Source organism: Microbacterium sp. 5K110, from assembly GCF_005774735.1.
Classification (GTDB): Bacteria; Actinomycetota; Actinomycetes; order Actinomycetales; family Microbacteriaceae; genus Microbacterium.
The window spans coordinates 76893-103059 of sequence record NZ_VBUM01000002.1 but is presented as its reverse complement, the minus strand read 5'-3'; the positions used below and the strand labels follow the sequence as shown (position 1 = coordinate 103059).

Below are 26167 nucleotides of genomic sequence, written 5' to 3'. Positions count from 1 at the left end.
GCACCCCCGCCGAGCACACCGGTAGTATCGAGCGCACTGTGACTTCCGGAACCGACCTCACGCGCGCGACGTCCCGACGGGCAGCCCGTCGCGGGTTGGTCGCGGTCGACGTGGTCCATCCGGCGCCGTCGAGCCGCCGAGGTCCGCACTGGACGCGGCGCCGGGGCGTTGTCGGCGTCTTTGCGGCGTGCGCCGCGCTCGCTTTCACGGGTGCCTACGTCGGCCCGATGGGCGGGGCGATCCTGCGGGCCCAGGCCGACGAGCCGCAAACGGTGACGCTGTACGCCGAAGGTCTCGGCGACTCGCAGCACGTGTCCACCGGCGGTGAGAAGCAAGCGCCCACTCTCGATCGTTCGAGCTACAACGTCTACGTGAAGCCGAAGCCGACCCCCACTCCGACTCCGGTCGCCACGTCGTCGAGGTCGGGTTCGGAGGCGTCCAGCGGCGGCGGCGGTCCGGTGTTGTACTCGGGCGGCGGCGCGCCGAGCGAGTGGATGTCGGCGGCGGGTATCTCCGAGGCCGACATGGGGTACGTCGACTACATCGTCAAGCGCGAGAGCGGATGGAACCCCAACGCCACGAACCGCTCCTCGGGTGCGTGCGGCCTCGTTCAGGCACTCCCGTGCAGCAAAGTGCCCGGCAACGGGTACGACCCCGTCGACAACCTCCGGTGGGCGACCGGATACGCGACGGGTCGGTACGGCAGCTGGGCCGAGGCGTACGCCTTCTGGACCAGCAACCACTGGTGGTGAGCGGGTCGTGCCACGATCCCGCAAGCGGCGGCCGTCGCGCGATCGCGCCGACGCCTCACTCGATCGCCTGATCGCCGGGTGGAAGCGCACCGAGGTCAAGCGCGGCGCGGAGTGGACGGTGCAGCCGCTGTCGGCGGCCCAGGCGCGGAAGGCCTACATCTGTCCCGGCTGCGGTCGTACGGTCGAGGTGGGCGTCGCTCACCTCGTGGTGTGGCGGGCGGACGGAGTCCTCGGCGAGGCGGCCGATCTCGCTGCACGACGGCATTGGCACACACACTGTTGGAGGATCGCCTGATGGAGATACGCGGCCCCGTGCTGCTGCCCGCGCGCCGAGAGGACGTCGAGTTCGAGACCGTCGACGGTCTCACCCTCGTGGGCGAGCTCGCTCTCCCCGAGAATCGCGCGCCGGTGGCGACGCTCGTGACCCTCCACCCGCTGCCCACGGCGGGCGGGTTCATGGACTCGCACATCCTCCGCAAGGCCGCGGGGCGGCTCCCCGCCCTGGCAGACCTCGCGGTGCTCCGGTTCAACACGCGCGGCACCACGTCGCCGCGCGGCACCAGCGACGGGGCGTTCGACGGGGGAACGGCCGAGGTGTTCGACGTCGCCGCCGCCGTGGACTTCGTCCGCGAGCGCGGGCTGCCACGCCCGTGGCTCGTGGGGTGGTCGTTCGGCACCGAACTCGCGCTGAAGTACGGGCGCGACCACGACATCGAGGGCGTCATCCTCCTTTCGCCTCCTCTTCACCGCGCGTCGGCCGACGAGGTCGCCGCGTGGGCCGGGGACTCGCGCCGGGTGATCGTCCTCGTCCCGGAGTTCGACGACTATCTTCGCCCCGACGAGGCCCGCGAACGCTTCGCGTCGATCCCGCACGCGCAGCTCATCGCCGTCGACGGTGGCAAGCACCTGTGGGTGGGCGAGAACCAGACCCGTCGCGTCCTGACCGAGATCGTCGCCGCGGTCAACCCCGACGCGCTGCCTCTGCCCTTGCAGTGGGACGAGCCCGCCGAGGGTTGAGCCTCAGCGCTCGTTCTGCCGCGGGATGATGACCTCGCGGTAGATGATGAGGATGCTCGCGGCGACCGGGATCGCGATGAGCGCACCCAGCAGGTTCAGGAGCGCGCCACCGGCGAGTGCCGAGATCACCACGACCGATCCCGGCACCGACACGGCGCGGTTCATGATGCGCGGCGAGATCACGTACGCCTCGATCTGCATGTAGACGAGGTAGTACACCAGCGCGATGATCGCGATGGTCGGCGAACCGAGCCCCGGAATGAGGCAGGTCAGAACGATGATCGTGGAGCCCGTGAGCGTTCCGACGAGCGGGATGAGCGAGAAGAAGAACGCGATCACGGCCAGGACCGCGGGGAAGGGCGCCTGGATGATCGTGAGGAAGATGGCGCTCAGGATGCCGTTTATCACCCCCAGGCTCACCTGACCCATGACGTAGTAGCCCACCGAATCGGTGATCTTCTCGGAGAGTTCGATGAAGCGGGCGCGCTTGGATGCCGGGACGAGCTGGTACACCGCGGACTTCAGCGACGGAGTCGACGCCGTGAAGTAGATCGTGAGGATGAGCACGATGAATGCGCCGCCGAGCCCCGCGGCCAGCGCCCCACCGACCGTCAGCAGGCTGTTGCCGACCATCGTCGAGATCGAGCCCACATCGAGCGTGGAGAACCAGTGCTGGACGCCGGCCCACACCTCGTCGAGCCGGAGCCAGGGGAACGTCGTGGTGGCCCAGTCCTGCACGTTCACGACGAGCTGGTTCCACTGCCCCGGACGCAGGAGCGCTTCGATCTGCCCGACGAGCTGCGTGATCTGGCTGACGATGATCGGAACGACCATGATGATGATCCCGGCGAAGATGCCCAGCACCCCGAGGATCGTCAGGAGCACGGCGGCCCATCGCGGCAACCCACGGCGTTCGAGGAACGACACGACAGGGTCCAGACCCAGCGACAGGAACAGCGCGGTCCCGACATACAGCAGGATCGTCGACAGATTTTGGACGCTGCCGATGACCAGGAGGCCGACTCCGACGCCGAGGGTCGCGAGCAATGCGACTCTGAAGGGATTGTGGATCTTCATCCTGGCGACTCCTGCCTCCGGAGGGCGCGACCGCGCCCGTGTCGAAAGGATACTGAGAGCGAGCGTGGTCACGGCACCGCCGGGCCTCGCCGCGAACTTTCAGCCGGCCTCAGCTAGTCTGAAACGTCGATTCTTCGGTGGCCGCCCGAGTCGCCGGTGGGGATGGTGTGTAGCGTGAGATTCGTCTGGGCCGTGGTGGCGTTCGTCATCGCCGCTGCCATGATCGGCGCGGGCATCGCTCAGCGCACCGTCTTCCAGGGGCCTTCCGAGGCCACGGAGACGATTCAGACCGACGGTTCGACGGCGTACACGCTGATCGACGGCGCGGTCCTCGGCAGCCTGCCGGGGGCGCAATCGCTCCGCGTGGTCGGCGACGGCGAGGTCTTCGTCTCGTACGGTCGCACCGCCGACATGCGGGCCTGGCTCGCCGACGTCCCCTACACGGCCGTGACGCTCGGTGCCGAGAACGCCGTCGCGACGGGTCTCGTGCGCGCGTCGACCACGAGCCCCGCGACAGAGGCGACCGCCGCACGCACACCCGCGGGCTCCGACCTGTGGCTCGATGAGTTCCAGCAGACCGGATCGCTCGCGACGACGCTGCAGTTGCCGGCCGACATGAGTGTGCTCGTCGCGAGCGACGGGACCGCTCCGGCCCCTTCCGACGTCACGCTCACGTGGCCCATCGACAACTCGACTCCGTGGGCGGGGCCGTTGATCGCCGGGGGAGCCGTCGCGCTCCTCGCGGGCATCGTGCTGTATCTGCTCGGCATCCGACACGTCCGGCGATCGCGCCGCCCGCGCCGCAAGGGCTTGCCCCTGCCGGTCACCGAACCGATCTCGATCGCCGATGCCGACGCCGCTGAGAAGGGCGTGATCAGCTCGTCGCCGGATGCTCGGGGCCGCCGGCCGTGGGGACCCCAGCGCCGTGTATTGATCGCCGTCCCGGCGCTGGGTCTGTCGGCGGCTCTGTTCGCCGGCTGCTCCGCGGACGCCTGGCCTCAGCTCGCTGCGAGCGAGAGCCCCAGTCCGACACCTACCGTCATCGTGCCCGAGGGACAGTTCCCGCCCGTGGTCACCGAGTCGCAGGCCGAGAGCATCGTCTCGCGCATCGCCACGACCGTGGGCCAGGCCGACGCCGCCCTCGACGTCGCCGCGGCCGAGACGCGCCTGACCGGACCGGCCCTGGCCGAGCGCAAGACCAACTACACCCTGCGCGCCGCCCTCCCGGATCGCCCGGCGCTTCCGGCGATTCCCGCGGATCCGGTGCAGATCATCCTGCCGCAGACGACGGGCGGCTGGCCGCGCACCGTGATGACCGTGGTCGAGTCCGGCGACACCGCCGCCCCCACGACGTCGATCATGATGATGACTCAGGACGACCCGTGGTCGGAGTACCGCGTGTCGTACATCGGCAACCTCGAGGCATCCACAAACCTGCCGGAACTGGCCGCTCCTTACGTGGGGGCGACGCAGGTGCCGCCGGACTCCTCATTCCTCGTCATGGCCCCGGACAAGGTGGCCGCGGCGTACGCCGATCTGATCAACAACGGTCAGAACAGCGCGTCGTGGGCTTTGTTCGACACTGCGAACGACCTGCTCCTGCCGGCGATCGAGGACAACAAGCGCAAGCGCACGGATGAGCTGAACCAGACGGGCCAGGGCACCGCCGAGATCAGCTTCGCGGCTTCCGCGGGCCCCGCGTCGCCCATCGCCCTCGCGACTCTCGACACCGGTGCGATCGTCGCGGTGAATGTATACGAGAGCGACACCGCCAAGCCGACGAACGCGGATGCCGTCATCAAGCTCGACAACAACCCCGCGGTGAAGGCACTGACCGGCGTCGACCAGTCGGCGACGGGCTTCACCACGACCTACTCCGACCAGATCTTCTTCTACGTGCCCAGCCAGGGATCGGACGACAAGATCCGGCTCCTGGGCTACCGTTCCAGCCTCCTCGAAGCGAAGGTGTCCCCGTGAGCACTCCCACCCCCGGATCCGTCCTGCGCGGCGCCGTCGACCTGTCGTCGCTGCGCAACCGTCCGCAGCCGCCCGCCGAGTCCGCCGCAGGTGCGTCCGCGGCTGCTCCTGCGTCGCTGGTGTCCGACGTCACCGACGCGTCGTTCCCTCAGGTCCTTGAGCTCTCACGCAGCGTGCCGGTCGTCGTCGACCTGTGGGCCGAGTGGTGCGGCCCGTGCAAGCAACTGAGCCCTGTTCTCGAGAAGGTCGTCACCGAGCTGGCGGGCAAGGTCGTGCTGGCGAAGGTCGACGTCGACGCCAACCCGCAGCTCGCTCAGGGCTTCCGCGCGCAGTCCATCCCCATGGTCGTGGCCCTCGTGGCCGGTCAGCCCGTGCCGCTGTTCACCGGCGCGGTCCCCGAACAGCAGGTGCGCGAGGTGTTCGCCCAGCTGCTGCAGCTCGCCGCGCAGCACGGCGTCACCGGTACGGTGCCCGTCGAGGGTGCGGAGGACGCCGCGGAGGAACCCGCCGAGACCCCTCTGCCGCCCCTGCATGCCGAAGCGTTCGCCGCCATCGAAGAGGGCGACTACCCCCGCGCCATCGCGGCCTACGAGCGCGCCCTCGAAGAGAACCCCCGCGACGCCGACGCGCGCGCCGGGCTCGGTCAGGTGCGGCTGCTCGACCGCGTGCAGGGTGCCGATCTGCAGGCCGCACGGGCCGCCGCAGCCGCGGCACCGACCGACTTCGAGGCCCAGTTCCTCGTGGCCGACCTCGACGTCGCCGGCGGACACGTCGACGACGCCTTCGCGCGGCTGCTCGACCTGTTCGCCTCGCTGCCGTCCGAGAGTCGTGCCCCGGTGCGTGAGCGCCTGCTGGAGCTCTTCGGTCTCGTCGGCGATGAGGACGCCCGCGTCATCCGGGCTCGTTCGCGCCTGGCATCCCTCTTGTTCTGACCGAACGACGAAGGCCCTGTCTCCGGACAGGGCCTTCGTCGTCTCGCGGTGCGCGGTGTCAGCCGGCGCGGTGGTGCAGCCAGAGGACGCCGAGCGGCGGAACCGTGAGGACGGCGCTCCCGCGGGCGTCGGTCGTGACCGAGCCGAGGTTGCCCTGACCCGAGCCGCCGAACGCCTCGGCATCGCTGTTGAGCACTTCCGTCCACGTGCCGGCCTCAGGCAGATCGAGGGGGAAGTCGCCGAGCGGGACGCCGGAGAAGTTGCACACCACGGCGACCGTGTTGCCGTGGTGGTCGCGGCGGGCGAAGGCGAGGACGTTGGGGTTCCACGCCGGAGCGCCCAGGCGCGAGAACGCGGCTCCGTCGTGGTCGCGCGACCACAGGGGGGCGTGCGCGCGGTAGACCCGGTTCAGCTCCGCGACGAACGAGTGCAGCTGCGCGTGCGAGGGTTGGTCGAGCATCCACCAATCCAGACCGCGCGACTCCGACCACTCCGACATCTGGCCGAACTCCTGGCCCATGAACAGCAGCTGCTTGCCGGGGTGACCCCACATGTAGGCCAGGAACGCCCGCATGTTCGCGAGCTTCTGCCAGTGGTCGCCCGGCATCCGCCCGAAGAGGCTCCCCTTGCCGTGCACGACCTCGTCGTGGCTGATAGGGAGGATGAAGTTCTCGCTGAACGCATACACGAACGAGAACGACAGCTCGCCCTCGTGGTGCGAGCGATACATGGGGTCGCGCGCGATGTACTGGAGCGAATCGTTCATCCAGCCCATGTTCCACTTGAAGCCGAACCCGAGGCCGGCGTGGCCCGTGGGCGCGGTGACCCCCGGGAAGCTGGTCGACTCCTCGGCGATCATGGCGATGCCCGGGTATCGCTTGTACGCGGTGGCGTTGACTTCCTGCAGGAACCGGATGGCCTCGAGGTTCTCGCGCCCACCGAACTGGTTCGGGGCCCACTCGCCGTCGTTGCGGGAGTAGTCGAGGTAGAGCATGGATGCCACGGCATCCACGCGCAGTCCGTCGACGTGGAACTCCTCGAACCAGTACAGCGCGTTGGCGACGAGGAAGTTGCGCACCTCGTTGCGGCCGTAGTCGAAGATGAGCGTGCCCCAGTCCTTGTGCTCGCCGCGGCGGGGGTCGGGGTGCTCGTAGAGCGGCTCGCCGTCGAATCGCGCGAGAGCGAACTCGTCCTTGGGGAAGTGACCGGGGACCCAGTCCATGATCACGCCGATGCCCGCTTGGTGCAGACGGTCGATCAGGTACCGGAGATCGTCGGGGTCGCCGAAACGGCTGGTGGGGGCGTAGTAGCCCGAGACCTGATAGCCCCACGACCCGCCGAACGGGTGCTCGGACAGTGGGAGGAACTCGACGTGCGTGAATCCCTGGGCGGTGACGTAGTCGATGATCTCGTCGGCCCCGTCACGGTACGACAGGCCCGGGCGCCACGACGCGAAGTGCAGTTCGTAGATCGACATGGGCCGGTCGATCGGCGCGGTGGTCGATCGCTCCTCGATCCACTCGTCGTCCGCCCAGCGGTAGTCGGACGCGGTCACCACGGAGGCGGTGGCCGGGGGGACTTCGGCGAGGCGGGCCATCGGATCGGCCTTCTGGATCCAGGCTCCTGCGCGGGTGAGGATCTCGAACTTGTAGCGCGCTCCGACACCGACCTCGGGGAGGAAGAGCTCCCAGACGCCGCTTCCGCCCATCGAGCGCATCGCACTGCCCGAGCCGTCCCACCCGTTGAAGTCGCCGATGACGCGCACGGCGCGGGCGTCGGGCGCCCACACGGTGAACGCCGTGCCCGCAGACGCGTCGAGCTCGCGCACGTGCGCGCCGAGCACGCGCCACAGCTCTTCGTGGCGCCCCTCCGAGATCAGGTGCAGGTCGAGCTCGCCGACCGACGGCGCGTGGCGATAGCCGTCGTCGGCGAGATGGTCGCCGCCGCCGTCGTAGGTCGCGTGCACCCGGTAGCGGCCGGGGGAGGTGGGAACGCGTCCCTCCCAGACGCCGGAGCGCACGTGCGTGAGAGCGAGGGTCGAGTCGTCGTCGAACCGGGCCACCACCTCACGCGCGAGGGGCCGACGCGTGCGGATGACCCACCCGTCCGCGGTCTCGTGCACGCCGAGGACGCTGTGCGGGTCGTGGTGGGCGCCGTGGGCGACGGCATCCAGGAGTTCCGGGGGAAGAGCGGTCATCGTGTCTCCTTCACGTGCAGGATGTGCACGGGTTCGGCGAATGCGTCCAGGCGCACGAAGTTGTGGTCGGTCCACGTCCAGACCTGGCCGGTCACGAGGTCTTCGACCTCGAACGGCGCGCCCGGTTCGACGCCCCAGAGCGTGGTGTCGAGGTGGACCGTCGTCTCGCGTGCGGAGTGCGGGTCGACGTTGGCCACGACGATGATCGTGTCCGACGCGCCGGTCGGCGACAGAGCGGCATCCAGGTGCTTGGCGTAGACGAGGATGGCGTCGTCGTCGCTCCACTGCACGTGGAGATTGCGCAGCTGGAGCAGCGCGGGGTGGTCGCGGCGGATGCCGTTGAGTCGGCGCAGATAGGGCGCCAGGGAGTCGCCGGACGCTTCGGCACCGGACCAGTCGCGGAATTTGTACTCGTACTTCTCGTTGTCGATGTTCTCTTCGGACCCCGGACGCGCGACGTTCTCGTACAGCTCGTAGCCGGCGTAGACGCCGTACGTCGGAGCCGCGGTGGCGGCGAGGGCGGCGCGGATCTTGTACGCCGGACGTCCTCCGAACTGCAGGTACTCGGTGAGGATGTCGGGCGTATTGACGAACAGGTTCGGACGCAGGAAGTCGGCCGTGTCGTGGGCGAGGCCGGCGAAGAACTCCTCGAGCTCCTCCTTCGTGTTCCGCCAGGTGAAGTACGTGTAGCTCTGCTGGAAACCGGCCATCGCGAGTCCCTGCAGCGGCGCCGGACGTGTGAAGGCCTCGGCGAGGAACACGACGTCGGGGTCTTCGGCGCTGACCGTGGCGATCAGCCACTCCCAGAACTGCAGGGGCTTCGTGTGAGGGTTGTCGACGCGGAAGATGCGCACGCCCTGGGCGATCCAGTGGCGGACGATGCGCAGGACCTCGGCGCGGATGCCGTCGGGATCGTTGTCGAAGTTCACCGGGTAGATGTCCTGGTACTTCTTCGGCGGGTTCTCGGCGTAGGCGATCGAGCCGTCGGGGAGGGTCGTGAACCACTCCGGGTGCTCGGTCACCCAGGGGTGGTCGGGTGAGGCCTGCAGGGCCAGGTCGAGCGCGACCTCGATGCCGTTCTCACGCGCCGCGACGACGAAGGCGCGGAAGTCCTCGAGAGTGCCGAGGTCGGGGTGCACGGTGTCGTGACCACCCGCCGGTCCGCCGATGGCCCACGGGGACCCCGGGTCGCCGGGGGCCGTCACGAGGGTGTTGTTCGGACCCTTGCGGTTGCGTTCGCCGATCGGGTGGATCGGCGGGAGGTACAGGACGTCGAAGCCCATGCCGGCCACGCCGGGGAGTCGGTCGACGGCGGTGCGGAACGTCCCGCTGATCACGGATCCGTCCTCGGCGCGCGTGGCGCCCTCGGAGCGGGGGAAGAACTCGTACCAGGCGCCCACACCGGCGCGCTCGCGCTCGACGAGGAGCTCAGCGTCCTTCCCGACGGACACGAGGCTCATCATGGGCCGGGCGGCGAACAGAGCCGCGATCTCGGGGTCCCGTACGACCTGGAGCGCGATGTCGTCGTGGGTGTCGGGGTCGCGCAGCGTCCGAGCGGCGGCGTACAGCAGGTCTTTGTCGCTGCCGGGACGCTTCTTCTCTCCGCGGGCGCGGTCGAACAGCTGCGCGCCCATCTCGCGCATGAGCGCCGCGTCGACGCCGGCGGCGATCTTGACGTCGGCGGCGTGCTCCCACGTGGCGAAGTCATCGGCGAACGCCTCGAAGCGGAACCGCCACACGCCCTGCTCGAGCGGAGCGACCAGGGTGCTCCACCGGTCGAAGCCGTCGTTGAGCGGCGACAGGCGGTGCAGGGACTCGTCGCCCGAGGGCGAGAACAGACGTACGTGGACGCCGATGCGGTCGTGCCCTTCGCGGAAGGCCGTGACGGTGAACGGGACGGCCTCGCCGACGAAAGCCGACGGTCGGAACCGTCCGCCCGGCACCTGCGGATGGGGGAGCGCCAAGGGGATGCGCGGAGTCACGACCCCCTTCGTCGAGAGCGTCGGTTTGACCGGACGCACCGGGATCGAGGCGCCACTGCGCCAGGGGGAAACGGGCGAGGGGATCGTCGTCGTGGTGGCCACGAGTCCGAACCTACCGTGGGGGGACGACGTTCCCGCAGGGCTTGCCCCGGGTCTTGACAGGTCGGCGAGTCGGAGGCACCGTGCTCAGTCGCGGGCGTCGACGCGGAACAGACGCATGGACGTCTCCGCCAACGGGACGATATCTCCGGGGAGGAAGCGGGGCGCGTCGTGCTGGGGGGATTCGTCGGCGCTCGACCACAGCGAGACGTACTCGACGTCGTCGCCCAGGACCGGGAGCGTCACCTCGACGGGGCGCTCGTTGCCGTGCACGACGAGCAGGATGCGATTGAGATCCTCGTCCTCCGGCGTCGAGGTGGCGAGGTACTGCAGCGTCCGGTGGGAGGGATTCGTCCAGCGCTCGCTCGACATCGTCTCGCCGTGCTCGTCGAACCAGTCCATCACCGACGCGGACGGGATGCGTTCGCCGAGGCGGGCGAAATGGCGGGGACGCAACGCCGGATTCTCGCGCCGCAGGGCGAGGAGCCGCTGCGTGTGGGCGAAGAGGTCCTGCTGCCACGGGGCGAGGTCCCACGAGAGCCAGGTGAGGGACGAGTCGTGACAGTAGGCGTTGTTGTTGCCGCGCTGGGTGCGCCCCATCTCGTCGCCCGCCGTGATCATCGGCACGCCCGCCGAGAGCAGCAGCGTGCCCAGGAGGTTGCGCATCGCCTTGCGGCGCGTGGCGAGGATGCGCGGGTCGTCCGTCTTTCCTTCGGCGCCGTGGTTGTAGGAACGGTTCGTGTCGGCGCCGTCGCGGTTCTGCTCGCCGTTGCCGAGATTGTGCTTGACGTCGTACGACACCAGATCGCGCAGCGTGAAGCCGTCGTGGGCAGTGACGAAGTTGACGCTCGCGAGCGGCCCGCGTTCCTCGGAGAACGTGTTGGACGACCCCGCCAGGCGCGTCGCGAAGCCGCCGATACCCACCGGTGCCGTGTCGGCGCGACGGGCGTAGTCGATGTCGCTGAGCCAGAAGTTGCGCACCCGGTCGCGGTACCGGTCGTTCCACTCGTGCCAGCCGTCGCCGAAGTTGCCGGTCTGCCAGCCGCCCATTCCGACGTCCCACGGCTCGGCGATGAGCTTGGTCCCCGCCAGGCGCTCGTCGTCGCGGATGGCCTGCAGCAGGGGGTGATCGGGAGTGAAGGAGTGGTGCTCATCGCGACCGAGCGTCACGGCCAGGTCGAACCGGAACCCGTCGATCTGGACGTCGTTCGCCCAATACCGCAACGAGTCGAGCACGAGACGCGCCGCGGCATCCGTCGCCGTGTTCACGGCGTTGCCGCACCCGGTCTCGTCGATGTACGCGCCCTCGTCGGTCTGCCGGTAGTACGAACGGTTGTCCAGGCCGCGCAGACCCGTGCGCGGACCGCCGATGCCCTCTTCGGCGGTGTGGTTGTAGACCACGTCGAGGATCACCTCGAGGCCGGCTTCGTGCAGGAGCTTGACCATTCCCTTGAACTCCCGGAGCACCGCCTCCGGCCCCTCGGCGCGGCTCGCGGCGGTGGCGTAGCCGGCGTGCGGTGTGAAGAAGTTCAGCGAGTTGTAGCCCCAGTAGTTGGTCAGCCCGAGCTGCAGCAGGCGCGGTTCGGTGGCGAACGCGTGGACGGGCAGGAGCTCGACGCTGGTGATGCCCAGCGAGCGGAAGTGCTCGATCATCGCCGGGTGGGCGAGACCGGCATACGTGCCGTGGAGGGCCGGAGGCACGTGCGGATGCCGCTTGCTGAGGCCCTTCACGTGGCCCTCGTAGATGACGGTGCGGTCCATCGGCACCCGGGGCTTGGTCACTCCGCCCCAATCGAACCCGCCGTCGACGACCACCGACCGCCAGTCGCCGAAGCCGCCCGAGACCAGGCCCCGCGAATACGGCTCGATGAGCAGCGACTGCGGGTTGAAGGTGTTGCCGGGACCCAGCGGACCGCCCGCCCGCACCGCGTAGCGCGCCCCCGGGCGCAGGAGCGGAGTGGATGCCTCGAACACGCTGTCGCCGACGCGGGTCATCGGGAGCGTCTCGACGGCCCAATCGAGGTCGACGTCGTCGAAGACCACCAGGTGCATCGTGTCGGCGTTCGCCGACCACACCCGCAGGGTTCCGCCGTCGGGGCCGAGCCGCACGCCGAGGTCGTCGAGAGACGAGGCGAGGAGGGCAGGGCGCAGCGAGAGGGCCGCTTCGGGTGGGACCATGCGTCCTAGGGTAGTGAAGGACACGCACGGGACACCGGGGAGGGCGAATGCCGGTCTATCTCGACCACGCGGCCACCACCCCGCTTCGACCCGAAGCCCGGGACGCGTGGCTTTCGGCCCACGAGGTGCTGGGCAACCCGTCCTCGATCCACGGCGCCGGACAGGCCGCGCGGCGTCTGCTCGAGGATGCCCGCGAGCAGCTCGCCGACGTGCTCGGATGTCAGCCGATCGAGGTCGTGCTGACCTCGAGTGGGACCGAGGCGGCGAATCTCGCGCTCAAGGGTCTCTGGTGGTCGCGCGCGGCCGCGACCGACGCCGTGGTGCTGCCCGACGGGGAGCATCACGCGACGCTCGACACCGTGGGGTGGCTGGTAGCCGAGGGCGGGGCGCGCGTGCGGCCTGTCGGCCTCGACGCGTTCGGGCGCATCCCTGTCGACGCCTTCGCCGCGGCGCTGCCCGGGGCAGCCCTCGCGACGGCGCTCGTGGCCAACAACGAGGTCGGGACCATCCAGGATGCCGCGGGCCTGGCGCGCGCGGCGGGGGCGGCCGGCGTGCCCCTCCACCTCGACGCCGTGTCGGCCCTCGGACACGTCGACGTCGACTTCGCGCGCTGGCGCGGGGAGGGGAGCGGCGCGCACGGCCTGGTGGCGATGTCGGTGTCGGCCCACAAGGTCGGCGGTCCGATCGGTGTCGGCGCGGCGGTCGTGTCTCGCCATGCGCGCATGACGCCGTTGGTCCACGGCGGGGGGCAGCAGCGCGGGCTCCGCGCCGGGACGCAGGATGCCGCGGGGGCCGCGGCGTTCGCGGCGGCGGCCGTGGCGTCCGAGGCGGAGCGTGCGCGCGAGTCGGCCCGGCTCGGGGCGCTGCGTGAACGGATGGTCCGCGGCATCCTGGGGGCGGTTCCGGCCGCGCGCCTGCTCGGCGACCCGGCCGACCGCCTGCCGGGCAACGCCCATCTGCTGTTCCCGGGGGCAGCGGGCGAGACGCTGCTGTTCCTGCTCGACATGGCGGGCATCTCCGTCTCGACGGGGTCGGCGTGCCAAGCCGGTGTCGCCGAACCGTCTCACGTGGTGCTCGCTCTGGGCCTCGACGACCGCGCCGCGCGATCGGTGCTGCGCCTGACGCTCGGACGCACGTCGACCGACGCCGATGTCGACGCGCTGCTGGCGGCGCTTCCGTCCGCGTACGAGCGGGCCGTGGCATCCGGCGCCCGTTCAGCGGGTGGTTCGTAGACTGGGACGATGCGAGTTCTTGCGGCGATGAGCGGTGGTGTGGACTCCGCGGTGGCTGCGGCCCGCGCGGTGGAGGCGGGGCACGACGTCGTCGGTGTGCACCTCGCGCTCTCGCGCGCCGGAGGGACGCTGCGTGCCGGCAGCCGTGGCTGCTGCACGATCGAGGACGCCATGGACGCTCGACGCGCGTCGGACAAGCTCGGCATCCCGTTCTACGTGTGGGACTTCTCGGAGCGGTTCCGCGACGACGTCATCGACGACTTCGTGTCGGAGTACCGCGCCGGCCGCACCCCGAACCCGTGCATGCGCTGCAACGAGAAGATCAAGTTCGCCGCGCTCCTGGAGCGTGCGCTCGAGCTCGGTTTCGACGCGGTGTGCACCGGGCACTACGCCACCCTCGTCGACACTCCCCGGGGGCGCGAACTCCACCGGGCCTCGGATGCCGCGAAGGACCAGTCCTACGTTCTCGGTGTCCTCACCGCCGAACAGCTCGCGCACACGTACTTCCCGCTCGGAACGACGCCCTCGAAGGCCGTCGTGCGGGCGGAGGCCGAGGAGCGCGGGCTGTCGGTCGCGCAGAAGCCCGACAGCCATGACATCTGCTTCATCCCGGACGGCGACACGCGCGGCTGGCTCGCCGACAAGGTGGGCGCCGAGCGCGGCGAGATCCTCGACCGCGCCGGCGCCGTCGTCGGCACGCACGAGGGGGCGCACGCATTCACCGTCGGACAGCGGCGCGGACTGCAGCTCGGTGTTCCCGCGGCCGACGGCAAGCCCCGGTTCGTCCTCGAGGTGCGTCCGGTGAACAACACCGTGGTGGTGGGCCCGAAAGAGGCACTGGCGTGTGCCGAGATCGCGGGGGAGCGCTTCACCTGGGCGGGCCGTGCGCCCGCGTCCGCCACGTTCGACTGCCACGTCCAGATCCGTGCCCACGCGGATCCGGTGCCCGCGTCGGCGGTGCTCGAAGACGGCGTCGTGACGGTGCGGCCCGCGGAGCCGTTCGACGGCGTCGCGCCCGGACAGACCGCCGTGCTGTACGACGGCACGCGCGTGATCGGGCAGTTCACGATCGACCGCACGGTATCGGCGGTTCCCGTCGAGGCGTGAGCCGACGACACCGTCGCGCCTTCGGGCAACGGAGGAGTTTCGGCGAAGGGAGGACGGTCCAGCGCGACATCCGTCCTCCGCTCCCGGAATCTCCTCCCGCACGTGTCCGCGCGGCAACCCCCGCAGGTGATGTCGGGGGCCGTCCCTAAGCTGGACGCGTGACCGAGCACGCTCAGCTTCCCGATCTGACCCTCGACGACGCGCGCGCCGAGGTCGACGACCTGACGCAGCGCATCCTGGGGGCGCGCGACGCCTACTACGGTCGGGATGCCGAGCTCGTCGACGACGCGACCTACGACAGGTGGATGCACCGGCTCGAGGCGATCGAGCGGCTCCACCCCGAGCTGCAGGGGCAGGACAGCCCCACGCAGTCGGTGGGTGCGGCCGAGGCGACCGATCTCGTGACGATCGAGCACGCCGAGCGGATGCTGAGCCTCGACAACGTCTTCTCCGCCGACGAGCTTCGCGACTGGGCCGTCAAGACCCAGGCCTCCGCCGGTCGACCCGTGCAGTGGCTCAGCGAGCTCAAGATCGACGGTCTCGCGATCAGCCTGCGGTACGAGAACGGGGTGCTGACCTCTGCGGCCACTCGCGGCGACGGGCGCGTCGGCGAGATCGTCACCGACAACGCATTGCGGGTCGCCGGCATCCCGCGTGAGCTCTCGGGCGAGGGACATCCCGCTCTCGTCGAGGTGCGCGGTGAGGTCTTCATCCCCGTCGCCGCGTTCGAGAACCTCAATCGACTCCAGGGGGAGTACCGGGGGCGCGCGGTCGCCGAGGCGCGGGAGCGCGCCGCGGCGCGTCGCGGGGGCGTGAAGGCCTTCGACGAGGACAAGGCGGAGGTGGCCGCGGCCCGCCGTTTCCCGGCGTTCGCCAATCCGCGCAACGCCGCCAGCGGCGGCTTGCGGCAGCAGATCGAGAAGAAGACGGGGCTCGAGCTCGAGGCCGGTCTCGCCCGCATCGAGTCCCTCGCGCTCTACGTGCACGGCATCGGCGCGTGGCCCGATCCGCCGGTCGCCGCGCAGAGCGAGGTCTACGACCTCCTGAAGTCGTGGGGCCTGCCCACCTCGCCGTACAGCCGCGTAGAGCCCTCCGTCGACGGGGTGCTGGCGTTCGTGGCGCACTACGGCGACCACCGCCATGACGTCGAGCACGAGATCGACGGCGTCGTGGTGAAGGTCGACGAACTGGCGTTGCACGACGAGCTCGGCGCCACCAGTCGCGCGCCGCGCTGGGCGATCGCCTACAAGTACCCGCCCGAGCAGGTGAACACGAAGCTCCTCGACATCGTCGTCTCGGTGGGGCGCACGGGGCGCGCGACGCCGTTCGCCGTGATGGAGCCCGCGCGGGTGGCCGGGAGCGTCGTGCGGCAGGCCACACTGCACAACCAGGACGTCGTCAAGGTCAAGGGCGTGCTCATCGGCGACACCGTGGTGCTGCGCAAGGCCGGTGACGTCATCCCCGAGGTCCTCGGCCCCGTCGTCGAGTTGCGCGATGGCACCGAGCGCGCGTTCGTGATGCCGACGAACTGCCCCGAGTGCGGCACACCACTGCGTCCCGCGAAAGAGGGCGACATCGACCTCCGGTGCCCCAACGCTCGCTCGTGCCCGGCGCAAGTGCGCGGACGTGTCGAGCACATCGGCTCCCGCGGGGCCCTCGACATCGAGGCACTCGGTGAGGTGACCGCGGCCGCGCTGACACAGCCCGACGTCCCCGCCGAACCTCCGCTCGACACCGAGGCGGGACTGTTCGACCTCACCGTCGAACAACTCGTCCCCATCGAGGTCGTCGTCCGCGATGCCGAGACCGGCGAGCGCAAGATCGACGAGAAGACCGGCGACGAGGTCCGTCGCGCGCCGTTCCAGAAGCTCGGGCCCGCGACGTATCCCCCCGGAACCGAAGACCTCGATCCCGCCGAGCGCCGCCGCCGCGGCATCCGGAAAGACCACCGCGAGGTGCTCCCGTCCGAGCAGGCCGTGAAGCTCGTGGCCGAGCTCGAGAAGGCCAAGACCAAAGATCTCTGGCGTCTCCTCGTATCGCTGAACATCCGCCACGTCGGCCCCGTCGCCGCACGCGCCCTCGCGCAGTGGTTCGGGTCATTGGATGCCATCCGCGCGGCGTCTCGTGACGAGCTCGCCGCGGTCGAGGGCGTCGGCGGGATCATCGCCGATGCCGTGATCGACTGGTTCGAGGTGGACTGGCATCGCGAGATCGTGGAGCGCTGGGCCGCGGCCGGAGTGCGCTTCGCCATCCCCGGGCACCCTGGTCCCGGCGCCGCGGCGGCGGCCGGAGGAGTCCTCGCCGGTCTCACCGTCGTGGCCACCGGCTCACTCGACGGCTACACCCGCGAGGGGGCGCAAGAGGCGATCATCCAGGCGGGCGGCAAAGCAGCCTCGAGCGTGTCCAAGAAGACCGACTTCGTCGCGGCCGGTCCCGGGGCCGGGTCGAAGCTCGCCAAGGCCGAAGAGCTCGGGCTCCGGATCTTGGATGCCGCGGCCTTCCACGTGCTCGTCACTCAGGGGCCGGACGCCCTGCCCGCACGGGTCGACGAACCGGCCGATCCGGCGGACGAACAGGCCGATCCGGTGCCGGAGGGCTGATCCCGCCGAGCCCCGACGCAGAGGGGCCGGCGGATGATCCACCGGCCCGTTCGGGAACGGCGGTCAGTGCGACAGCAGGCGCTCCTTGACCTGGCGCCGCAGCACCTTGCCGATCAGCGACTTCGGCAGCTCGTCGACGACCACGACGCGCCGGGGCACTTTGTACGGCGTCAGGATGCCCCGCGCGAAGGTCCGCACCTCTTCGGGGTCGAGGTCGGAGCCGGGTGCGGCAACGACCGCCGCGACCACGTCCTCGCCGGAGTGATCGCTGGGAATGCCCACGACGGCCACATCGGCGACGGCGGGGTGCTGGCGCAGAACGTTCTCGACCTCGGTGGGCGCGACGTTGAAGCCGCCCGTGATGATGAGCTCCTTGATGCGGTCGACGACGCGGACGAAGCCGCCGTCGTCGATCGTGACGATGTCGCCGGTGCGGAACCATCCATCCACGAACACCGCGTCGGTCTCTTCCGGCTTGCCGTAATAGCCCGAGAACACCTGCGGACCGCGCACGAGCAGCTCGCCGCGTCCGCCCGGCTCGACATCCGTTCGGGGATCATCCGGATCGACGACGCGGCACTCCGTGCCGGGAAGCGGCAGCCCCACGGTGCCGGGGACACGGTTCTCGGCGACCGGGTTGGCCATGAGCACGGGGGAGCACTCGCTGAGCCCGTAGCCCTCCACGAGGTATCCGCCCGTGGCCTTCTCGAACGGCACCACGAGATCGTGGGGGAGTGCCATCGCGCCGGAGATCGCGATCTCGGTCCCGGCGAGCGACACCCCCTGGGCCTCCGCGGCGGCGAGCAGACGCTCTGCGATCGGCGGCACAAGGGGCAGGAACGTCGCCGGGTGCTTCTTCGTCACCGCGAGCACCAGATCGGGATCGAACTTCGGGAACAGCACCAGGCGCGCGCCCATCGACATCGCGAAGGTCAGGCAGAGGGTCAGGCCGTAGGCGTGGAACATCGGGAGCACGGCGTAGACGACGCACCCCTGGCCCCGCACGATCGACGGCACCCACGCGCGCGACTGTGCGGCGTTGGAGAGAAGGTTCGCGTGCGACAGCATCGCGCCCTTCGGCATGCCGGTCGTGCCGCTCGTGTACTGGATGATCGCGAGATCGGTTTCGGTCGGCCGTGGGTGAGCCTCGGGCAGCGGATCGTGTCGCACCACCTCGGCCCAGGGGGTGGCATCCGAGGTCTTCTCGGTGAGGGCGGCGCGTGCCTCGCGCGCCTTGGCGATGGGCAGACGAAGCGCGACCTGCATGCGCAACGGCATGGCCTGCGTCACGTCGACCGAGATGAGTGTGTCCATCTGCAGATCGGCGGGGAACTCCTGCACCGTGGCCACGACCTTGCTCCACACGATCGCGTGCTTCGCGCCGTGGTCCTCGAACTGCTTCCGCAGCTCGCGCGGGGTGTAGAGCGGGTTGTGCTCGACGACGACGGCGCCGAGCCGCAGGACGGCGTAGAACGCGACGATGTGCTGCGGGCAGTTGGGCAGCACGATCGCGACCGGATCGCCGGCGCGGACACCGTACGCGGCGAGAGCCGCCGCGGCGCGGGCGACTTCGGCCGACAACTCGGCGTACGTGGTCTCGCGGCCGAAGAACTCCAACGCCGGGGCGTCGGGGTAGTCGCGGGTGGACGCGTCGAGGATGTCGACGAGCGACCCCGACTGCGGGTCGAGGTCCTCCGGGACTCCGGGGGCATAGCTGGCGGTCCAGGGGCGAGGCGGTTCGAAGCTCGTCACCGCTCCAGCGTAGGTGGGGGTGGGTCTCGGCGCGCGGTGGTCGCGAACTAGACTTGCCGGGTGTCTGAAATCACCCCTGATCTCGTGCGCCATCTCGGTGTGCTCGCTCGGATCCAGTTGAGCGACGACGAGGTGCAACGCCTCACCGGGCAGCTGGATGCCATCGTCGACAACATCGCCAAGGTGTCCGAGGTGGCAACGCCCGACGTCGTCGCGACGAGCCACCCGATTCCACTGAACAACGTCTTCCGCCCCGATGTCGTGGGCGTCACGCTCACCCGCGACGAGGTGCTGCAGAATGCTCCCGACCAGGCCGACGGCCGGTTCCGGGTGACCGCGATCCTGGGGGAGGAGCGGTGACCGATCTCACGCGCCTGAGCGCCGCCGACCTCGCCGCCGCACTGACCGAGAAAGAGGTGTCGAGCGTCGAGGCGACGCAGGCGCACCTCGACCGCATCGCCGCCGTCGACGGCGACGTCCACGCCTTCCTCCACGTGAGCGACCACGCCCTCGACGTCGCGGCCGACATCGACCGCCGCCGCGCGGCCGGCGAGCAGCTCGGCGAGCTCGCGGGTGTGCCCTTGGCCGTCAAGGACGTCCTGGTCACGACCGACATGCCCTCGACCAGCGGATCGAAGATCCTCGAGGGCTACATGTCGCCCTACGACGCCACGGTCGTCGCGCGCTCCCGTGCGGCGGGGCTCGTGCCGCTCGGCAAGACGAACATGGACGAGTTCGCCATGGGGTCGTCGACGGAGTTCTCGGCGTACGGTCCCACGCGCAACCCGTGGGACCTCGATCGGATCCCCGGTGGCTCGGGCGGTGGCTCGGCCGCGGCCGTCGCCGCCTTCGAGGCCCCCCTCGCGCTCGGCTCCGACACGGGCGGTTCGATCCGTCAGCCCGCGCACGTGACCGGCACGGTGGGCGTGAAGCCGACTTACGGCGGAGTCAGCCGTTACGGCGCGATCGCCCTGGCATCCAGCCTCGATCAGGTCGGACCCGTGACGCGCACCGTGCTCGACTCCGGCCTCCTGCACGACGTCATCGGCGGCCACGACCCGCACGACTCGACGTCGCTGTCCGACGCGTGGCCGTCCTTCGCCGCCGCCGCCCGCGAGGGTGCGACCGGCGAGGTGCTGAAGGGCCTCAAGGTCGGCGTCATCCGCGAACTCGACGACCGCGGTTTCCAGAAGGGCGTCTCCGACTCCTTCCGCGCGTCGCTCGCCGCGATGGAGGCGCAGGGCGCCGAGATCGTCGAGATCAGCGCGCCGCACTTCGAATACGGCGTCGCCGCGTACTACCTGATCCTCCCCGCCGAGGCGTCCAGCAACCTGGCGAAGTTCGACTCGGTGCGCTTCGGTCTGCGCGTCACGCCGCAGGGCACCCCCACGGTCGAGAACGTCATGGCCGCCACGCGCGACGCGGGCTTCGGCCCCGAGGTCAAGCGCCGCATCATCCTGGGCACATACGCGCTGTCCGCGGGGTACTACGACGCCTACTACGGCAGCGCCCAGAAGGTGCGCACGCTCATCCAGCAGGACTTCGACGCCGCCTTCGCCGAGGTCGACGTCATCGCCACTCCCTCGGCACCGACGACCGCGTTCCGCCTGGGCGAGAAGATCGACGACCCGCTCCAGATGTACCTCAACGACGTGACGACGATTCCCGCGAACCTCGCGGGGGTCCCCGGCATCTCGATCCCGAGCGGACTGGCCGCGGAAGATGGTCTGCCCGTCGGCATCCAGTTCCTCGCCCCCGCGCGCGAAGACGCCCGTCTGTACCGCGTCGGCGCCGCGCTCGAGGCACTGCTGGTCGACCAGTGGGGCGGTCCGCTCCTGGATCAGGCCCCCTCTCTCACGAACGGAGCGTCGCGCTGATGGCGAAAGATGCGCTAATGGACTTCGACGAGGCGCTCGAGATGTTCGAGCCCGTCCTCGGTTTCGAGGTGCACGTCGAGCTGAACACCGCGACCAAGATGTTCTCGGCCGCGCCGAACCCCGCGAACGAGGCGAACCACGCCGCCGCCCCCAACACCCTCGTCGCGCCGGTCGACATGGGCCTGCCGGGCGCGTTGCCGGTCGTCAACGCCGAGGCGATCCGTTCGTCGATCAGCTTGGGCCTGGCCCTCGGTTGTTCGATCGCGCCGTCCAGCCGCTTTGCACGGAAGAACTACTTCTACCCCGACCTCGGCAAGAACTACCAGATCTCGCAGTACGACGAGCCGATCGCCTTCGAGGGCTCGGTCGAGGTCGAACTCGAAGACGGCACGATCGTCACCGTGCCGATCGAGCGCGCGCACATGGAAGAAGATGCGGGCAAGCTCACGCACATGGGTGGAGCCACCGGCCGCATCCAGGGCGCGGAGTACTCGCTCGTCGACTACAACCGTGCGGGTGTGCCGCTAGTCGAGATCGTGACGAAGCCGATCTTCGGCGCCGAGCACGCAGCTCCGGCGCTGGCGAAGGCGTACGTCGCGACGATCCGCGACATCGTGCGGGCTCTCGGTATCTCCGAGGCGCGTCTGGAACGCGGCAACCTCCGCTGCGATGCGAACGTGTCGCTGCGCCCCCGCGGTCAACAGAAGCTGGGCACCCGCACCGAGACGAAGAACGTCAACTCGATGCGGTCGGTCGAGCGCGCCGTGCGGTACGAGATCCAGCGACAGGCCGCGATTCTCGCGAAGGGCGGCACGATCACGCAGGAGACGCGGCACTGGCACGAAGACACAGGACGTACGTCGCCGGGTCGCCCCAAGTCGGATGCCGACGACTACCGCTACTTCCCGGAGCCCGATCTGCTCCCCGTGGTTCCCGCGCCCGAGCTCATCGAGGAACTGCGCGCCGCTCTGCCGGAGCCGCCGGCCGCACGGCGTCGCCGCCTAAAGGCCGATTGGGGCTTCGCCGACATCGACTTCCAGGGCGTCGTCAACGCCGGCCTGCTCGACGAGGTCGAAGCCACCGTCGCCGCGGGCGCCACGCCCGCCGCCGCCCGCAAGTGGTGGCTGAGCGAGATCAGCCGCATCGCGAACGCCGAAGAGCGGGAGCCGGCAGACCTCGTCAGCCCGCAGAACGTCGCCGCGCTGCAGCAGCTGGTCGACGCCGGAACGCTCACCGACAAGCTCGCGCGCCAGGTGCTCGAGGGCGTCATCGCCGGCGAGGGCACTCCGCAAGAGGTCGTCGATGCTCGGGGCCTCGCCGTGGTCTCCGACGACGGCGCACTGATCGCCGCGATCGACGACGCCCTCGCCGCGCAGCCCGACGTGCTCGCGAAGATCCGCGACGGCAAGGTGCAGGCCGCTGGTGCGGTCATCGGCGCCGTCATGAAGGCGATGAAGGGCCAGGCCGACGCCGCGCGCGTGCGCGAGCTCGTACTGGAGCGCGCCGCCGCGCAATAGGACACCCCGGATGCCACGGCATCACCGGTCGCGCATCGGTGGGCCGTGGCATCCGTCGTTCCCGGGCTGCCGCAACGGGTCTCGCGTCGTGCCGAGGCGATGAGCGGCGAGGGCGCGCGCGGAAACTCGGTGATTCGCGCGAACTCCGTGAGGCGCGCGCGCCATCGACTGAGGTTGCGCGAATCGCTGAGACTACGCACGTCGCACTGGCGCTTCCGCACCCCGGGCCCACGATGTCGGAGGCCCGGGGGAGAATGGATGCCATGGGACGCGGAGACGGTACGGGACGCATCGTCTCGCCGGCCGGTGCCGACGACACGGGCACCGGCATCCTCCACGTCGACATGGACGCGTTCTTCGCCTCGGTGGCGGTGCTCGACGACCCGTCTCTCGCGGGCAAGCCGCTCATCATCGGCGGATCCGAAGGGCGGGGTGTCGTCTCGAGCGCGTCGTACGAGGCGCGCCGCTACGGGGTGAAGTCGGCGATGCCCGTCGCGATCGCGCTGCGGATGTGTCCGACGGCGATCGTGGTCAATCCGCCCTACTCGCGCTACACCGAGATGTCCCGTCAGGTCATGGCGATCTTCGACGAGATCACGCCCCTGGTGGAGCCCCTGTCGATCGACGAGGCGTTCCTCGACGTCCGAGGAGCACGACGGCTGTGGGGCAGCCCCGGCACCATCGCACGCGATCTGCGCGCGCGTGTGAAGGAGAGGACGGGCCTGACGTGCAGTATCGGCGTGGCCGCGACCAAACACGTCGCGAAGATGGCTTCGACGATCTCCAAGCCCGACGGGCTGCTGGTCGTGGCCGAGGCCGACACCGAGGCCTTCTTGCGTCCACGCTCCGTGCGTGCGCTGTGGGGCGTCGGGCCGAAAGCGGCCGAAGCCCTGGAGTCTCGCGGCATCCGCCTCATCGCCGATGTCCTCGACACCCCACGCCCCGCGCTCGAGAAGGTGCTCGGTTCGGCGATGGGCGAACGCATCTGGCACCTCGCGCGCGGCATCGACGCCCGTGAGGTGCACACCGGGCGGGTCGAGAAGAGCGTCGGCCACGAAGAGACCTTCCACACCGACATCTCCGACACCGCCACGCTGCACGTCGAGATGCGGCGCCTCGCCGACCGCGTGGGCGCGCGGCTGCGCAGCCAGCAGTTCGAGGCCTCCACGATCTCGATCAAGGTCCGCTTCAGCGATTTCACGACCCTCAGCCGCTCCCGCACGCTCACGGAACCGACGTCGGTCGGCCAGCGGATCGGCGACGCGGCCATCGAGCTGTTCGACGGGATCGACCGTCGCCAGGCGGTTCGACTCGTCGGGGTGCGCGGCGAGAAGCTGCGGCCCACGGCGATGGCGGCGACGCTGTGGGACGACGACGCCGAATGGCGCCGCGTCGAGGGCGCGCTCGACGGCGCGGCCGCGCGGTTCGGCCGCGGCGCCGTGACGCGCGGTTCGCTCCTGGGCCCCGCCCGCGGTGGGGGAGCGCTGCCGACGAATCCGCGACCTTCGTACGAGCACTGACACGGCGGCGTCTCGGACGCAACGCCCCTGGGCCTCGTCGGTGGTGCCCGGTACGGTGGGGACATGCCCAACATCGCATTGGAACTCGGCAAGCAGGCCACCAGCTTCGGCGTCACGTCCGCCTACGGAGAGCAGCAGGACGTCGACGGCGTGCGCATCGTCCCCGTCGCCCTGACCTGGGCCGGTTTCGGCGGGGGCTCCGACGAGCAGGGCAACGGCGGCGGCGGGGGCGGCGGCTACACGTTGCCCCTGGGTGCCTACATCCGCCGCGGTGACGACTTGCGCTTCGACCCGAACCTGGTGTCGCTGCTCGCCGTCGCGATTCCCTTCGTGTGGGTCGCCGGTCGCGCCCTCAGCCGTGTCATCCGCGCCCTCAAGAAGTAGCGCCGATCCCCTCGACGAGGCCCTGACCGTCGCGGTCGGGGCTGTCTCGGCGCGCGTGGCGGCGGTGGGGGCGGCCAATCCGGTGGTGCTCATCGACGGTCGCAGCGGCGCGGGAAAGAGCTCTCTGGCCCGGCGATTGGTGAGCACGTGGCCCGGCCGGGGTCGTGTGCAGCTGGTGGCGCTCGACGATCTCTACCCGGGGTGGGACGGGCTGGCCGACGGTGCGCGCTATGCGCGCGAGACGATCCTGCTCCCGCACGCGAAGGGGACGATCGGCGTGTGGCAGCGCTGGGACTGGGAGGCCGGCGAACGTGCCGAGGCTCATGCGGTGGATCCGTCGCTCCCGCTCGTCGTCGAGGGATCGGGGCTGTTGACCGCTGCCGCAGCCCCTTTGGCGGACGTCCGCGTGTGGCTGGACGCACCGGATCGCTCGCGGAAGGACCGTGCCTTGCACCGCGACGGTGACACGTATCGTCCGCACTGGGAGCGATGGGCGAAGCAAGAAGACGAGCACCTCGTGCGCGACGAGCCGCAGACGCTCGCGTCGCTGGTCCTCTGCCTGCCGTAGCGAAGAGGGCCCTCAGTGCTCGGTCGGCGGGGCGTCCAGATTCCGGTCGAGCGCCGTGACGAGCCCATCCAAGCGGTAGCCGATCCAGTCGTAGATGCCGAAGCGCGCGTCATCCGGGCGATGGTCGTCGTCGTCCTGGATGCCGAGCCGCGTGGCGAGCACGAGGCGCACCGCCGAGAGGGTGCGCATCCACGCGCGGGCTTCGTTCTCGCCCAGCGCGACCGTGATCGTCGTGTCGGGGTCGCTCGTCGGATCGAGGGCGACGCCGTCCATCCCCAGGGTGTCGAGGACCGTCCGCGCGTCCTCGGCGCGGCGGTCGAGCATGTCGGCGCCGGTGAGGCGGCGGAACTCGCGGCTGGCGGCCTCGTCGTCGGGGTAGGCGTCGGGCAAGAGCCGCGCGACCGCGGGGTCGTCCTCGTGCCCGGTACCGACGACGAGGTCGCGGAACTGCCCGACGATGCCCGCCAGGTGCAGTGCCTCGAGGCCGCTGACCTCGAGGACGACGATGCGGTCGTTCATGCGGGGTCCTTCCGAACCGTGGCCCACAGGCCGAAGTCGTGCATGGCTTGAGCGTGGACTTCCATGACCTCGCGCGGGCCACGGGCGACCACCGCGTGGCCGTCGTGGTGCACGGCGAGCATCAGACGGTGCGCGGTGTCCGCGTCGAAACCGAAGTAGGACCGGAAGACGTGGACGACGTAGCTCATCAGATTGATCGGGTCGTTCCAGACGACGGTCTGCCACGAGACCGGGGGAGCGACCTCGATCTCGGTGAGTTCGTCGAGCTCGGGAGATGCCAGACCGGCCATCACGCCCACCCCAGCTCGTGCAGTCGGGCGTCGTCGATCCCGTAGAAGTGCGCGATCTCGTGGACCAGGGTCGTGTGGATCTCGTCGCGCAGCTCGTCCTCGTCGGTGCACGCGGCCAGGTGCGGCTCGCGGTAGAGGATGATCCGATCCGGCAGCTCGCCGCTGCCGTAGCGTTCACGTTCGGTCAGCGCCCACCCGTCGTACAGGCCGAGCAGATCGAGCGATCCGTCCTCCGGGCGGTCTTCGACCACGAAGACGACGTTGTCGAGACCGTCGACCATGTCGTCGGGGAGATGGTCGAGTTCGGCCACGACGAGGGCCTCGAACGCGGTCGCATCCAGGTCGAGGGGAGGGAGCGCGTCGACGTCTTCGTGCATGAGGCCTCCCTGCTGAGCGGACGATCGCGACGGGATGCCGAGCCGCGTCGTCCGATCGATTCTACGAGTCCCGCGAGGTCTCGGCGGGAATGACGAAGGCCCGCCTGGGAGGCGGGCCTTCGATGCTGGGGTGGCTAACGGGACTTGAACCCGCGACCCCCGCGACCACAACGCGGTGCTCTACCAACTGAGCTATAGCCACCATGTGTCTGC

At 70.1% G+C, this 26167-nt stretch carries 22 protein-coding genes and 1 tRNA gene; 14 read left to right on the top strand and 9 right to left on the bottom strand.

The annotated features are described in order from the left end of the window. Nucleotides 1–38: 38 nt before the first annotated feature. Genes FE256_RS01150 through FE256_RS01140 form a run of 3 tightly spaced genes read left to right on the top strand, consistent with a single transcriptional unit; the run spans nucleotide 39 to nucleotide 1769 of the window. Nucleotides 39–752 (top strand): aggregation-promoting factor C-terminal-like domain-containing protein, encoded by a 714-nt coding sequence (locus tag FE256_RS01150; protein WP_252370861.1) that lies wholly within the window; start codon nucleotides 39–41, stop codon nucleotides 750–752. Nucleotides 753–759: 7 nt separating this feature from the next. Next, nucleotides 760–1047, top strand: a complete 288-nt coding sequence (locus tag FE256_RS01145; protein WP_138172390.1) for an Rv1322 family protein — start codon at nucleotides 760–762, stop codon at nucleotides 1045–1047. Beyond that, nucleotides 1047–1769, top strand: a complete 723-nt coding sequence (locus tag FE256_RS01140) for an alpha/beta hydrolase (RefSeq protein WP_138172389.1) — start codon at nucleotides 1047–1049, stop codon at nucleotides 1767–1769. Before FE256_RS01145 ends, FE256_RS01140 begins: the two co-directional genes overlap by 1 nt. Nucleotides 1770–1772: 3 nt before the next feature. Here the strand turns inward: FE256_RS01140 and FE256_RS01135 are convergent, their stop codons facing one another. Then, on the bottom strand, nucleotides 1773–2846 hold the full coding sequence (locus tag FE256_RS01135) for an AI-2E family transporter (protein WP_138172388.1): 1074 nt from the start codon (nucleotides 2844–2846) through the stop codon (nucleotides 1773–1775). Between the two features lie 174 nt (nucleotides 2847–3020). Between FE256_RS01135 and FE256_RS01130 the strand changes: the two genes are divergently transcribed. Beyond that, the gene (locus FE256_RS01130) at nucleotides 3021–4823 is read left to right on the top strand and encodes a DUF8094 domain-containing protein (RefSeq protein ID WP_171024133.1); all 1803 of its coding nucleotides are present in this window, start codon (nucleotides 3021–3023) and stop codon (nucleotides 4821–4823) included. Next, the gene (locus FE256_RS01125; RefSeq protein WP_138172386.1) at nucleotides 4820–5755 is read left to right on the top strand and encodes a tetratricopeptide repeat protein; all 936 of its coding nucleotides are present in this window, start codon (nucleotides 4820–4822) and stop codon (nucleotides 5753–5755) included. Before FE256_RS01130 ends, FE256_RS01125 begins: the two co-directional genes overlap by 4 nt. A 58-nt stretch (nucleotides 5756–5813) precedes the next feature. Here the strand turns inward: FE256_RS01125 and glgB are convergent, their stop codons facing one another. The 3 genes from glgB to glgX all read right to left on the bottom strand — a co-directional run bounded on the left by glgB (nucleotide 5814) and on the right by glgX (nucleotide 12211). Continuing rightward, nucleotides 5814–7952: a 1,4-alpha-glucan branching protein GlgB gene (gene glgB / locus FE256_RS01120; RefSeq protein ID WP_138172385.1), complete on the bottom strand. Its 2139-nt coding sequence runs from the start codon at nucleotides 7950–7952 to the stop codon at nucleotides 5814–5816. Next, nucleotides 7949–10036, bottom strand: a complete 2088-nt coding sequence (locus tag FE256_RS01115) for an alpha-1,4-glucan--maltose-1-phosphate maltosyltransferase (protein ID WP_394529557.1) — start codon at nucleotides 10034–10036, stop codon at nucleotides 7949–7951. Before FE256_RS01115 ends, glgB begins: the two co-directional genes overlap by 4 nt. 84 nt (nucleotides 10037–10120) lie before the next feature. Further along, on the bottom strand, nucleotides 10121–12211 hold the full coding sequence (gene glgX / locus FE256_RS01110; protein ID WP_138172384.1) for a glycogen debranching protein GlgX: 2091 nt from the start codon (nucleotides 12209–12211) through the stop codon (nucleotides 10121–10123). A gap of 47 nt (nucleotides 12212–12258) precedes the next feature. Between glgX and FE256_RS01105 the strand changes: the two genes are divergently transcribed. The 3 genes from FE256_RS01105 to ligA all read left to right on the top strand — a co-directional run bounded on the left by FE256_RS01105 (nucleotide 12259) and on the right by ligA (nucleotide 17150). Continuing rightward, nucleotides 12259–13443 carry a cysteine desulfurase family protein gene (locus FE256_RS01105; RefSeq protein WP_138172383.1) on the top strand — a complete coding sequence of 395 codons (1185 nt, stop codon included), beginning with the start codon at nucleotides 12259–12261 and terminating at the stop codon, nucleotides 13441–13443. Nucleotides 13444–13452: 9 nt separating this feature from the next. Continuing rightward, nucleotides 13453–14550 (top strand): tRNA 2-thiouridine(34) synthase MnmA, encoded by a 1098-nt coding sequence (gene mnmA, locus FE256_RS01100; protein WP_138172382.1) that lies wholly within the window; start codon nucleotides 13453–13455, stop codon nucleotides 14548–14550. A 158-nt stretch (nucleotides 14551–14708) separates the two neighbouring features. Then, nucleotides 14709–17150 carry an NAD-dependent DNA ligase LigA gene (gene ligA / locus FE256_RS01095; RefSeq protein ID WP_138172381.1) on the top strand — a complete coding sequence of 814 codons (2442 nt, stop codon included), beginning with the start codon at nucleotides 14709–14711 and terminating at the stop codon, nucleotides 17148–17150. A 63-nt stretch (nucleotides 17151–17213) separates the two neighbouring features. Here the strand turns inward: ligA and FE256_RS01090 are convergent, their stop codons facing one another. Continuing rightward, nucleotides 17214–18902, bottom strand: coding sequence for a long-chain-fatty-acid--CoA ligase (locus FE256_RS01090; protein ID WP_138172380.1), 1689 nt, complete (start codon nucleotides 18900–18902; stop codon nucleotides 17214–17216). A gap of 60 nt (nucleotides 18903–18962) precedes the next feature. On the opposite strand from FE256_RS01090, the gene gatC reads away from it, so the two are divergent. From gatC to FE256_RS01060, 6 genes are all read left to right on the top strand, one after another. After that, nucleotides 18963–19262: an Asp-tRNA(Asn)/Glu-tRNA(Gln) amidotransferase subunit GatC gene (gatC, locus tag FE256_RS01085; protein ID WP_138172379.1), complete on the top strand. Its 300-nt coding sequence runs from the start codon at nucleotides 18963–18965 to the stop codon at nucleotides 19260–19262. Then, nucleotides 19259–20779: an Asp-tRNA(Asn)/Glu-tRNA(Gln) amidotransferase subunit GatA gene (gene gatA / locus FE256_RS01080; RefSeq protein ID WP_138172378.1), complete on the top strand. Its 1521-nt coding sequence runs from the start codon at nucleotides 19259–19261 to the stop codon at nucleotides 20777–20779. The genes gatC and gatA overlap by 4 nt, the downstream gene beginning before the upstream one ends. After that, nucleotides 20779–22296 carry an Asp-tRNA(Asn)/Glu-tRNA(Gln) amidotransferase subunit GatB gene (gene gatB, locus FE256_RS01075; protein ID WP_138172377.1) on the top strand — a complete coding sequence of 506 codons (1518 nt, stop codon included), beginning with the start codon at nucleotides 20779–20781 and terminating at the stop codon, nucleotides 22294–22296. Before gatA ends, gatB begins: the two co-directional genes overlap by 1 nt. Before the next feature lie 263 nt (nucleotides 22297–22559). Beyond that, entirely contained in the window at nucleotides 22560–23816 is a 1257-nt protein-coding gene (locus tag FE256_RS01070) for a DNA polymerase IV (RefSeq protein ID WP_138172376.1), read from the top strand. Between the two features lie 63 nt (nucleotides 23817–23879). Next, nucleotides 23880–24200, top strand: coding sequence for a hypothetical protein (locus FE256_RS01065; protein ID WP_138172375.1), 321 nt, complete (start codon nucleotides 23880–23882; stop codon nucleotides 24198–24200). Further along, the gene (locus FE256_RS01060) at nucleotides 24175–24768 is read left to right on the top strand and encodes a nucleoside/nucleotide kinase family protein (RefSeq protein WP_252370860.1); all 594 of its coding nucleotides are present in this window, start codon (nucleotides 24175–24177) and stop codon (nucleotides 24766–24768) included. The genes FE256_RS01065 and FE256_RS01060 overlap by 26 nt, the downstream gene beginning before the upstream one ends. Nucleotides 24769–24780: 12 nt before the next feature. Here FE256_RS01060 and FE256_RS01055 read toward each other — a convergent pair whose 3' ends face one another. The 4 genes from FE256_RS01055 to FE256_RS01040 form a co-directional block, all read right to left on the bottom strand. Then, nucleotides 24781–25287 (bottom strand): DUF2017 family protein, encoded by a 507-nt coding sequence (locus tag FE256_RS01055; RefSeq protein WP_138172374.1) that lies wholly within the window; start codon nucleotides 25285–25287, stop codon nucleotides 24781–24783. Next, the gene (clpS, locus tag FE256_RS01050; RefSeq protein WP_138172373.1) at nucleotides 25284–25577 is read right to left on the bottom strand and encodes an ATP-dependent Clp protease adapter ClpS; all 294 of its coding nucleotides are present in this window, start codon (nucleotides 25575–25577) and stop codon (nucleotides 25284–25286) included. The genes FE256_RS01055 and clpS overlap by 4 nt, the downstream gene beginning before the upstream one ends. Further along, on the bottom strand, nucleotides 25577–25954 hold the full coding sequence (locus FE256_RS01045) for a metallopeptidase family protein (RefSeq protein ID WP_138172372.1): 378 nt from the start codon (nucleotides 25952–25954) through the stop codon (nucleotides 25577–25579). Before FE256_RS01045 ends, clpS begins: the two co-directional genes overlap by 1 nt. A gap of 126 nt (nucleotides 25955–26080) precedes the next feature. Continuing rightward, nucleotides 26081–26156 (bottom strand) — tRNA-His (locus FE256_RS01040). Nucleotides 26157–26167: the final 11 nt, after the last annotated feature.

Coding starts and splice junctions, on each gene's coding strand:
- FE256_RS01140 (WP_138172389.1), top strand. CDS start 1,047: ATGGAGATACGCGGCCCCGTGCTGCTGCCCGCGCGCCGAGAGGACGTC.
- FE256_RS01135 (WP_138172388.1), bottom strand. CDS start 2,846: ATGAAGATCCACAATCCCTTCAGAGTCGCATTGCTCGCGACCCTCGGC.
- glgB (WP_138172385.1), bottom strand. CDS start 7,952: ATGACCGCTCTTCCCCCGGAACTCCTGGATGCCGTCGCCCACGGCGCC.
- glgX (WP_138172384.1), bottom strand. CDS start 12,211: ATGGTCCCACCCGAAGCGGCCCTCTCGCTGCGCCCTGCCCTCCTCGCC.
- FE256_RS01105 (WP_138172383.1), top strand. CDS start 12,259: ATGCCGGTCTATCTCGACCACGCGGCCACCACCCCGCTTCGACCCGAA.
- mnmA (WP_138172382.1), top strand. CDS start 13,453: ATGCGAGTTCTTGCGGCGATGAGCGGTGGTGTGGACTCCGCGGTGGCT.
- gatB (WP_138172377.1), top strand. CDS start 20,779: ATGGCGAAAGATGCGCTAATGGACTTCGACGAGGCGCTCGAGATGTTC.
- FE256_RS01070 (WP_138172376.1), top strand. CDS start 22,560: ATGGGACGCGGAGACGGTACGGGACGCATCGTCTCGCCGGCCGGTGCC.
- FE256_RS01065 (WP_138172375.1), top strand. CDS start 23,880: ATGCCCAACATCGCATTGGAACTCGGCAAGCAGGCCACCAGCTTCGGC.
- FE256_RS01055 (WP_138172374.1), bottom strand. CDS start 25,287: ATGAACGACCGCATCGTCGTCCTCGAGGTCAGCGGCCTCGAGGCACTG.
- clpS (WP_138172373.1), bottom strand. CDS start 25,577: ATGGCCGGTCTGGCATCTCCCGAGCTCGACGAACTCACCGAGATCGAG.
- FE256_RS01045 (WP_138172372.1), bottom strand. CDS start 25,954: ATGCACGAAGACGTCGACGCGCTCCCTCCCCTCGACCTGGATGCGACC.